Here is a 9,649-nt window from a genome sequence, read left to right on the forward strand (position 1 = left end):
CGGCCGGCACCCCACCGGTCCACGAGCGATCCGGCGAACGAGAAGGACACCAGGCGCGGGACCCACTGCACAACGAACGCGACGCCCGTCAGCGTCGTCGAGTTCGTGGTGAGGAGCACCAGAAGCGGGATCGCGTACGAGGCCGTCATACTCGCCAGGCCATCAGCGGCACGGATGAAATAGGTACGTGTCAGGCCCCGTGAAGAGGAACGGAAGGAGAGCATCACGGTTCACCGGGTCCGCGGGCTGGGGCCCTGCGAGGGCGACGCAGGCATGATGGTCGCGGGCACCGACACGCCAAGCGAGGGCGAGACGTTGGCCGAAGCGGGTGAGGTGGCGCGGGCCGCGCCGGCGACGGGGACCACGCTATGGGCGGCGGTCCTGGACCGGTCGCTGCTTTCCCGTTGCGGCGGGCTGTCGAGGATGCGTATCTCCGCAGCCGTTCCGGTCAGTTCCTCTCCGACGGTGGCGAGTTGCTCCGAGGCGGCGGTCAAGCGGTCGGCGAGTTCCCAGGCATCGTCGTCAAGGTCGGTGACCTGTTCCCCGGCGGCTTCGAGGGCCTCCTGAAGCCGGACCAGAACACCGTCGGTTGCATCGAGGAGCTGGTCGACGGCGAGGGCGGCCTCGGTAGCGTTCGCCGCGCCACGGATGTGGTCCGTCAGCCGCAGGACGTGCCCTCCGGCAACGTAGGCCCCGTAGAGGTCGGTCGGAGTGGTCAGTCGGCCGCCGGTGTCGAGGCCGGGATCCAGCTCGACGCTGTACCGGGCGGCGCGAAGCATCTCAGCCGCGTGGGAGGCGATGGAGGTACGGTCCGTTTGGGGGGTGGTGGTCGGCAGCCGGTGGCGGCGGCCGTACCAGTCCTCGATCTGGCGGAAGCCGGCGTGGGTGAGGAGCGCGGCGGACAGGTCGTCGCTGGCGCCCTTGGCGGTGACGCTGCCGCTGGGCTCGATGCTGATGGTGATGGAGGGGGCGGGCACGTGCAACTCCTGGATGCGGGCTGTTGGGTGTGGGGCTGGGGGCAGGTGGCCGAGTTCGGTGGCGACGCGGTGGCATTCGGCCTGGATGCGGGAGGCGTCGCGGTAGGTGTTGTGGAGGCTGCCGTCCTCGCGGGCGAGGGTGGCCACGACGTAGACCCGGTGGGGTTGGTTGCGCGGGGCGATCCAGCGGCAGGCGTCGGGATCGCCGTCCGGGGCGATGCCGGTGGTGACCACCATGCGGTGAGCGACCTCGGCCCACTGGGTGTCGGTCAGGTCGGGGTGGCTGGGGTCGGCATTGACCGAGCAGACCCACACCGGCTGGTCGGGTGCCCGGGTGCCGAGGCGTTCGACGGGCGCGTCGAGGGCGCGGGCCAGGTACGGCGGAGCGTTGCCTTGCGCGGGGACCTCGATCGGGGTGTCGTGGCAGTCGCCCGCGATCAGGCTGGGGTTGATGTGACGGCCGCGCTCGCCCGGCCCGTACAGATAGGCGAGCAGGCCGGCGGTGTGGCCAGTGCGCTGCAGGGGTGCGAACACGGCGTCTACCTCAAACGGTGAGTAACGGGCACGAGCCCGGTGGTCGAACGGTCAGGAAGAGAATCCGGAGGTTCCGCGATTTGGCCCGGCCGGAGATGAGTGGTAGACGCCCGCGGTCACGGCCGCCCGCCGAGGCGGTGGTCGTAGGCAAACCTCGTGCAGGCGGAGCGCGCTGAGAGGGCGACCCTTCAATGGGTCGAGACCGGGCTCCAGCCTCGGGCGTTCACGAGTGGGCTTGGCAGGGACGACGGGAGCACGGTGGTCTCGCAGCCCGGGGCCGTAACTGCTGGTCGAGACCGTTCGCAAGGCCGGTCTGGACACGGCGCATCGGCAGCCAAGGCGGAGGAGCGGTCCGTCAGGGCGGACCCTTGCGATATCGGCTACGCCCTGCTCTGTGGCAAGATGGCAGGATGCTACAGCTCTTGGGTTTCATCATCGACTGCCCGGACCCCATGAAGCTGGCAGCCTTCTACTCCAAGGTGACAGGCCGCGCCATCATGGCGGACAGCCACGACAACTGGGCCGGCATCACCTTCGGCGAAGTCGACCTGGCCTTCCAGCGGGTGGAGGACTACCGCCCTCCCATCTGGCCCGGCGACGAACACCCCAAGCAGTTCCACCTCGACTTCGAAGTGGACGAAATCGAGCCCGAACAGCGCCGCGTCGTCAAGCTCGGCGCGACACTGCAGAAGGACTTCATCGGACCCGAGGGCTACGGCTGGCAGGTCTACACCGACCCCGTGGGGCATCCCTTCTGTCTGTGCCGCCACAAAGAGGTCACATGGACCGGCAAAGGCGTGGTGTGGCCCTGACCCGCGCGTGGGAGGTCCACCGGGAGAACGACATCGAGCACCACGAGGCCTACGACCAGGGCATGCGGCGCCTGAGCTGCCGCGCCTGCCCGCTCGCGCACACCGACGACCTCAGAGGGCGGTACGTGAGTTGATGTCCTTATTGCCCTGTCGGTTGGGATGGGTGGGCTGGTCGGGGGTCCGCCGGGTGGCTACGGCCGTGGTTGGGTGAACAATCCCTGCTCGGTCTCGACCGGGATGCCGTGCTCGGTCACCCGCCTGAGTTGCAGGCGGGTGTTGTTGATGTTGTTGGGCGCGATTTCCATGTCTATCGCCTCGCACGGCGCAGCACAGCGTCTGTGCTGTACGTCAGGACAGGGGGGCACGGAACATGCCTGCCGCTGAGGTGTGCCCGTCGGTGCTTCTGCGCACACCTCTGCGTTACTCCAATGGGCTTAAAGCGGCGAGCCATCCGTGTACAGCTGCCCGCGAATCTTCCTGGAGGGCGAGCCGGTGAAATTGCCGGCCACTTCGAGGGGGGAACCTACCGTCAATGCAGTTCATCAACGGAGCATGAGACCGACAAGTGGAGGCACCAGATGGCCGATCTCCCGCCACCGCCAGAGGGAATTGTCCTGGCCCACTTCATCGTCTCGGACGATGTCGAACGCTCTCGACGCTTCTACACCGAAGTGCTCGGCGGCCGGCTGGCCTACTCCGGCCCTGGAGGCCTGACCTATGTCGCACTGGCCAACAGCTGGATCATCATCAACGGCGGCGGAGGCCCGACGGACGACAAGCCCTCGGTCACCCTGGAGGCGCCGCGCGATTCCAGCCGGGTCAGCAGCTTCCTCAATATCCGCGTCAAGGACATCTATCCCTTGTACGAGGAGTGGAGCGCCCGAGGTGCCCAGTTCCTGACGCCGCCAAAACAACACGCGTACGAGATCCGCTGCTACATCCGCGACCCTGACGGCCATCTGATCGAAGTCGGCCAGACCACCGACCCGGAGGGAGACTGGACACCGGCTCACTGGCCCCCGAGTTCCCGCACCGGCGATTCCGAGTGAGCCTGGCTCGGCACACGAGAGCACTACTGGACAACAGACCCCTGCGCCTGGCGCAGAGCGGGCGGTGAACTCTGCGCCGTCTGGATCGGCCGGAGCGGGCCGGTCCTTCTAGGTGGTCAATCTGGAGGACGCGGGGAAACGACAGGCTGGCGACACGGTTGGAGCGGCCCTTTCTCGCAGCGATGAGGCTGATTCCGCCAAGGACCATCCGCATCTCCCGGGCGTCGGATGCCCCGCGTGCCCCGCGTGTTTGCGGACCGCGAGGCTCAAGGGCACGGCCTCGGCACAAACCGCGATTCATGAGGAGGGCAAATGTCCGACACAGCTACCACTGCTTCCGTCCGGCACGAACCGGAGCTGCTCGGACAGACCGTCGTCGTGATCGGCGGCAGCTCGGGTATGGGCCTCGAGACCGCTCGGCGCGCCCGAGCCGAGGGTGCGGACGTCATCCTCACCGGCCGCAACCCCGACCGGCTCGAGCAGGCGGCGCAAGAACTCGGCGCGCAACGCACAGCGGCCTTCGACGCCACTGACGCGGCGGCCCTGAAGCGGTTCTTCCAGGATCTGCCGACACCGATCGACCATGTGATGGTCACAGCCGGTGGCCCACACTACGGGCCACTGCTCGAGATGGACTCGGCTCAGGTAAGCGAATCCCTCAGTAATCGTGTGGCGCTGGGACTCGAGGTCGCGCGGAACGCGGTCGGCAAGATGAGGCCTGGTGGCACGCTGCTGTTCATGGGCGACGCCGGAGGGCGGCGCGTCGTCCCGGGCATCGGCATCGCCTCTGCCGCCAGCGCCGCGTTGCCCCGGTTCGCCGCGGCGCTCGCGCTCGAGATCGCGCCCGTTCGCGCGAACGTCATCGCCCCAGGCTTCGTCGACACCCCCTTGTCGGCATCGGTACTCGAAAATCACATCGAGGAGCGGCGGGAAGAACTGCGCGCGAAGCTCCCCATCGGCCGCGTCGTCGGCCCGGCCGACGTCGCCGCGCTCGCCGTCCACATCATGACCAACACGGCACTCACCGGAGCGACCTATGACATCGACGGGGGGCAGCAGCTGGCCTTCTGATGAACGCGCGGCCCCGCACATCGCCCGCCCGCCCGGCCGGGCTCTCGGCTCCCGCGAACGCCTCACCCACGCATGGGCATCACGGAAGCATTCCCCCGTCGATCCACGCGCGAAGCAGGGCGACCTGCTCCTCGGACCACGTCGCGTTCTCATCCGGCGGCGGCATACGCTTCGTCGCAACTGTGTTGTAGACGCGCTCGGCGTTCTCCCGGACCGACATGTACACATACTGGTCCAGCTGGACACCGCCCTTCGCCATGTGCTCGATGTCGATAGACCGGAACAGGGGGAGGATGTCGTGCGCGAATCCGGGCGCCGCAGTTGATTCCGCCATGAGTCGTCCTCTTGATTAGTGGTCTCTGGGCCAGGTGACGGGCAAAACCATACCTGTCCGCGGAATATCGAGCTGCTCCGGAACCGAGCGATACCCGAACATCTCCACGTCGTCGACGTGGAAGCCTTGACGCCCAGAGCCCCGGGAAACTGGCTATTTAGCTCAGGCCCTGGCGATATTCCTGCCAGGCATCGGCCCCGCGAGTGCCATCCGCCATTCAGGCCCGCCGAAGGCGTCCGCGAAGCGCCGGTCGGGCCCATCGACTCAGGGATCGAGTCTTTCCAAAACTGCGGCGGTCACCACCCCGTAAGCCATATGGGGCACGATGTCGGCAATCCGGTCCTTGGCAGACCACGTGCGCGGGTCGGTCACTTTGAGCACGGTCATGGGGGCGTCTGTGCCCAGACGGGCGCCGAATCCAGCGGTCGCGTAAGCGATCAACCTGGTCGGACGCCAGCCCTTGGCGCGCACCAGACCCAGAAGGGCACCCAGACCGATCCCGGCAGCGATGCCGGTCAGTGGCGCGAGGCCCGCGACTCGAGTTTCCTTCTCAGCGCCGTCACCGGGAATGGTCAGGTGCATCGCCTGCGACAGCTTCTCGACGGTGGCTCGCGGAGTGCCACTGGCTGGCCGCGCCCGCCATGCCATGTCCAGATAGCCGACAGTGTTGAGAGCAGTGGTACCGGCGGCACCGGCAGCGGCTCCGTAGAGCAGTCCGGTGACGGGTCTGGTCATCGTGTATCCCTCGGTCGTCTGGCGTGCAGTGCGCCCCAGGCCAGTCAACGCCGGAGCCGGTTCGCCCGCCACCGCAAGTTGCGTTGTGTCACCGGCGGACACGTTCCGATGGGCTGGTCATTCAACCTTGCCCCTGCCGGAATGATCATCCACCCAGGTCACGCACCACATTGGTGCTCCTGGAGGATGCCGCCGAGTCGTTGGCGTCGTCGTAGGTGCAGGCGGCGGGACATGGACGGTCGTCCGTCCCTGCACCGATGCCACGTTCTTCCGCCCGGGTAACCGGGTCCCGCCGATCTCCGAGGCAGCTACCAACCGGGCCGGTAGGCCCCGGCGCGGCACCCGCCCCGCCTGACGCGCCGGGCCTCCTTGACGCCACCGGCACCGGCTGCGGGGAATCTGCCGCGGCCGTGAAGCCTCTCTTGAGGTGGGCGGGACGGCAGGGCCGTCCTGACCGCGGGCCTCGCTTACGCCGTCCCGGGCCGGCTCCGGGGCCGATGGGCGAGTGATCGGCCCGCTGCAGTGGGTGCTCGCCGCTCGGCTCGGGAAGCCGAGCCGCGCTCTCTCGTGCGTGTGCATATCATGGTAAATGACTCGAATCCCTGCCTGTGGGCGGGGATGAGAGATGGAACTCGTGGCGAAAATACTCTTCATCGTCAGTTCAGCGACGTACTGGGTGCTCAAGGACGGCACCAGGCATGCGACCGGTTACTGGGCGGAGGAGTTCGCGAACCCATACAAAGAGCTCACGGACGCCGGCCACGAGGTCGTGGTCGCGACGCCCGGCGGCACCACCCCGAACGTCGACATGATGAGCCTGCGCCCTTCGATGGCCGGCGGCGAGCAGGGCGCGCTGGACCTGGAGGCCATCATCCGCGACGCCGAGGTGATGCGGCGGCCGCTGCAACTGTCCGACGTCCGCCTCGAGGACTACGACGCGGTCTACGTGCCGGGCGGCCATGGCCCGATGGCGGACCTCTCGTTGGACGCCGATGCGGGCCGGTTGCTCACGGCGCAGCTCGCCTCGGGCAATCCGCTCTTCATTGTCTGCCACGGCCCCGCGTCGATGCTGTCGACCAGGATCCACGGCGTGTCGCCCTTCAAGGGCTACAAGGTCACGTGCTTCACCAATGATGAGGAGGAAGAAGTCGGACTGGCGCCCAGGGTGACGTGGCTGCTGGAGACCGATCTGAAGGAGAAGGTCGGCGTCCACTTCAGCCGCGGCCCGGTCTGGGAACCGTACATGGTGGAGGACCGAAACCTCGTCACCGGGCAGAACCCCCATTCCGCCGCGGTTCTCGGAGAGCGGATGCTGGAGATCCTCAAGTGAGCACGCTGGGTGATTCGGCGACGCCGTCGACATCAACGGCCTGGGTGAGTCCGTCCAGTAGCCCGGTCATCGGCGCGATCTGCTCGTGAGCGGCCTTCGCTTCCGCAGCGATCTGCCGTTCGCGGACATCCAGGCGGACCAGTAGAGCGCCAAGGGTCTGCTGTGGGTCGCCGCTCACGCGCCGCGCCAGGCCGGCGTCGAGGTGCCGGTCAGCCGGCGGGCCATCACATCGCTTATCGCCCAGTAGACCCGGGACTCGGAGCTGGCTGGGCGGCGCTCGTAGTCGCGGACCAGTCGCCTGTGCAGTATCAAGATCCCGTTGGTCTGCTCGACCCTCCAGCGGATCGGCTGTGGGACGAAGCCGCGGACGGCCGGGTTGCGTTCGACGATCTCCACCGCGATGCCCAGGTCGGCGCCATGTTCGACGACAGTGTTCTTGAACCCCTGGTCCACCAGGGCCTTCTTCACTGTGTCGGTGTCGGCGGCGACCTCGTCAAGCAGCGCGGTTCCGGCGGCGTTGTCGTGGGCGGAGGCGGCCAGTACCACCACGGCGATCACCAGGCCCAGCACGTCAACGGCCAGCCCCCGCTTGCGGCCTGGCACCTTCTTGGCGGCGTCTCGTCCGGTCCTGGCCGCGGGAACCCCAGCAGCGGCATGGAAGCTCTGGGTGTCAAGCACCACCAGGCTCGGGTCGGGTAATCGTCCCCTGCTCTCGCGCACCTGCCAGCGCAGCAGGTCGTGGATGGTCTGGTCGGTGCCGTCGTCGCGCCATTTGTAGAAGTAGTACTTCACAGCCCCGGGCGGTGGCAGGTCGTGGGGCAGGTAGTCCCATTGGCAGCCGGTCCGGGACTGGTACAAGATCGCGTTGGTGATCTCCCGCATCTCGTAGTTGCCCTGGTGGCCGCTGACGGAGGGGTGCTTCGCCTTCCACGCAGTGATCACCGGCTCAATCAGTGCCCAGCGGTCCTCAGATAAGTCGCTCTTGTAGGACTTGCGGTCGCTCACCCCGTCACTCCAACACAGCCAAGCCTCGCGACCGGCCCGAATTCCCCGCAGCCACACATCCAGGCGACGACAAAGCAGACATTAAATCGCGTACCGCCCTCTCATAGGCGCCCTGATGGCCGCTGACCGAGCGGTGCCGGTCCTTCCACGCGGTGATCACCGGCTCGATCAGGGTCCACTACTCGTCCGATAAGTCACTCGGATACGGCTTGCGTTCACTCACCCGGCCAGCCCACCAGGCCACAGCCCCCGGCCCGGAACAATCCGGCCCACACCCACACCATCAGGCGATAACAGAATCACCCATACACTCACGAACCGCCCACTGAGGTCCAGCACGCATCACTGGCCTTTCGTCCTCTTGCTAAATCTGAGCAACCCGAGATCGACGAGAGGGCGTCCTGTCCGGCGCTGGCTGTCTTCCCCTTTGGCACGCAGGAGTCGGAGGGTGAGGTCGAGCCGCTGACGCTGCGGGTTGGCGGCCGAGCGTAGCCGACCCTCGGCACCGCGACCTCCGACTCCGTCGCCCGGTCCCATTCGGTGCCCAGCAGCTAAAGCAGCCGAAACCACCGCAGCATCCCGTAGCCGTAGCTGCGGCAGGTCAGTGGGCTGGAATCAGCAAGCGCCCGGTCTCGCAGAAACGCGGTGACCGGCTCGACCTCGGCCCCCGCATACGGCGGATGCGCCCGGTTCACCTCCACGACTCGTCCAAGGCGAGGGACGGCCCGCCGACCCTCCATCAACTCATCCCGTACATCAATCACTTACTCCTTGACCGCGGCCTGTTACGCCGTGACCAACGAGGTGAGGATGGTGCAGTTAACAGAGCACTCCCGATTGGCGAGCCACTCGGCGAAGCCCGCGCGACGGTCGGCCGCACGGTCGGGCAAGTCACGCTCGGCCTTGTGCCCGCAGGAATGGGTGATGTGCCAGAGCTTTTTCACCCCCGGGGAGTTCCGTTTGATGGGCGTTATGTTCGAGGTCGGGCTGCTGGTCTGGGGCTTCAAATCGAGTGCCTTTCGTTGGCGGTTGGGGTGGTGGCCTGCGTCGTTGCGGAGGGTCGTGCATCAGATGCACGGTTCATGCGGGGGACGGAGGTGGTCTGGGGTGCTTGGCGGTGGTCTCGGGGATGCTTCCGTCTTCTGTGTCGTCTCAGCGTGTCCTGCGGATGGCGTCTGTGGCCGCCGCGGCGATGGCGGAGGGAGCGCTGGAGGGCTGGGGCAGGTGCAGCAAGGTGGTTCCCGGCAAGTGGTGGGACTTGGCGGTGAGGGTGAGCTGGAGTACGGCGCAGCCGGCGGTCGTGAGCTGCTTGACGCGGGTGACGGCTTGAGTGGTTTCGTCGCTGGCGTACCGGGCGTCGGTGACGATCACGAGGAGGCGGCCGGCGCCGGGGCGGCTGAGTTCGAGGCCGTGGTCGAGTGCGTCGATGGCGTCGCCGAGGTTGTGGTGGCCGCCGTTGGCATCGAACGTCGTCACGCGCTCTGGTGCTCGGTGGGTGGGTCGGGTCAATGCGGTCAGGTGCCTGTCGTAGGCGATGGTGGCGGTAAGGGAGTCGGGGTCGGTCAGGGCTGCTGCGCGTGCCACGATCCAGGCGGCGGACGCGACGGGCGCGCAGGCGGCACGCATGGAGCTGGAGACGTCGACGGCGATACCCACACGCAGCGGTGGGGTGGGGGAGTTCCGGCGGCGGGTGTGGGTGAACGGTTGTGCGGTGGGGACCGACCCGGCCGCGCGCTGAGCGTCGCGGGCGAGGGCCGCGCGCATGTTGAGGCGGCCGGGCGGGGTGGGGCTGGTGGTCCGCT

The 9,649-nt window shown here is 67.5% G+C and carries 10 protein-coding genes and 1 pseudogene; 5 read left to right on the forward strand and 6 right to left on the reverse strand.

Features of this window, described 5'->3' with window-relative positions:
- Positions 1-230: 230 nt before the first annotated feature.
- On the reverse strand, positions 231-1,511 hold the full coding sequence (locus tag GA0115259_RS24035) for a hypothetical protein (RefSeq protein WP_093600893.1): 1,281 nt from the start codon (positions 1,509-1,511) through the stop codon (positions 231-233).
- A gap of 410 nt (positions 1,512-1,921) precedes the next feature.
- On the opposite strand from GA0115259_RS24035, the gene GA0115259_RS24040 reads away from it, so the two are divergent.
- From GA0115259_RS24040 to GA0115259_RS24050, 4 genes are all read left to right on the forward strand, one after another.
- Entirely contained in the window at positions 1,922-2,323 is a 402-nt protein-coding gene (locus GA0115259_RS24040) for a VOC family protein (protein WP_093600895.1), read from the forward strand.
- Positions 2,314-2,457, forward strand: a complete 144-nt coding sequence (locus GA0115259_RS40540; protein WP_161230452.1) for a hypothetical protein — start codon at positions 2,314-2,316, stop codon at positions 2,455-2,457. The genes GA0115259_RS24040 and GA0115259_RS40540 overlap by 10 nt, the downstream gene beginning before the upstream one ends.
- Before the next feature lie 444 nt (positions 2,458-2,901).
- Positions 2,902-3,372: a VOC family protein gene (locus GA0115259_RS24045; protein WP_093600897.1), complete on the forward strand. Its 471-nt coding sequence runs from the start codon at positions 2,902-2,904 to the stop codon at positions 3,370-3,372.
- A gap of 312 nt (positions 3,373-3,684) precedes the next feature.
- Positions 3,685-4,443, forward strand: a complete 759-nt coding sequence (locus GA0115259_RS24050) for an SDR family oxidoreductase (protein ID WP_093600899.1) — start codon at positions 3,685-3,687, stop codon at positions 4,441-4,443.
- Between the two features lie 79 nt (positions 4,444-4,522).
- On the opposite strand, the gene GA0115259_RS24055 is transcribed toward GA0115259_RS24050, so the two are convergent.
- Entirely contained in the window at positions 4,523-4,777 is a 255-nt protein-coding gene (locus GA0115259_RS24055) for a hypothetical protein (protein ID WP_093496885.1), read from the reverse strand.
- A gap of 264 nt (positions 4,778-5,041) precedes the next feature.
- Positions 5,042-5,512, reverse strand: coding sequence for a hypothetical protein (locus GA0115259_RS24060; RefSeq protein WP_093600901.1), 471 nt, complete (start codon positions 5,510-5,512; stop codon positions 5,042-5,044).
- Between the two features lie 634 nt (positions 5,513-6,146).
- Here GA0115259_RS24060 and GA0115259_RS24065 point away from each other — a divergent pair.
- Positions 6,147-6,842: a type 1 glutamine amidotransferase domain-containing protein gene (locus GA0115259_RS24065; RefSeq protein ID WP_176732635.1), complete on the forward strand. Its 696-nt coding sequence runs from the start codon at positions 6,147-6,149 to the stop codon at positions 6,840-6,842.
- Here the strand turns inward: GA0115259_RS24065 and GA0115259_RS24070 are convergent.
- From GA0115259_RS24070 to GA0115259_RS24090, 3 genes and pseudogenes are all read right to left on the reverse strand, one after another.
- Positions 6,835-7,020: a hypothetical protein gene (locus GA0115259_RS24070; RefSeq protein ID WP_093600905.1), complete on the reverse strand. Its 186-nt coding sequence runs from the start codon at positions 7,018-7,020 to the stop codon at positions 6,835-6,837. The genes GA0115259_RS24065 and GA0115259_RS24070 overlap by 8 nt on opposite strands.
- Entirely contained in the window at positions 7,017-7,847 is an 831-nt protein-coding gene (locus GA0115259_RS24075) for an IS5 family transposase (RefSeq protein ID WP_093600907.1), read from the reverse strand. Before GA0115259_RS24075 ends, GA0115259_RS24070 begins: the two co-directional genes overlap by 4 nt.
- A gap of 1,152 nt (positions 7,848-8,999) precedes the next feature.
- A pseudogene (locus tag GA0115259_RS24090) lies at positions 9,000-9,649 on the reverse strand (hypothetical protein); the annotation flags it as partial.

Source organism: Streptomyces sp. MnatMP-M17 (assembly GCF_900091995.1).
GTDB lineage: Bacteria > Actinomycetota > Actinomycetes > Streptomycetales > Streptomycetaceae > Streptomyces.

Bases quoted from the DNA above. Each gene is read 5' to 3' on its own strand.
- GA0115259_RS24040 (WP_093600895.1), top strand. From the start codon at position 1,922: ATGCTACAGCTCTTGGGTTTCATCATCGACTGCCCGGACCCCATGAAG.
- GA0115259_RS24045 (WP_093600897.1), top strand. From the start codon at position 2,902: ATGGCCGATCTCCCGCCACCGCCAGAGGGAATTGTCCTGGCCCACTTC.
- GA0115259_RS24050 (WP_093600899.1), top strand. From the start codon at position 3,685: ATGTCCGACACAGCTACCACTGCTTCCGTCCGGCACGAACCGGAGCTG.
- GA0115259_RS24055 (WP_093496885.1), bottom strand. From the start codon at position 4,777: ATGGCGGAATCAACTGCGGCGCCCGGATTCGCGCACGACATCCTCCCC.
- GA0115259_RS24060 (WP_093600901.1), bottom strand. From the start codon at position 5,512: ATGACCAGACCCGTCACCGGACTGCTCTACGGAGCCGCTGCCGGTGCC.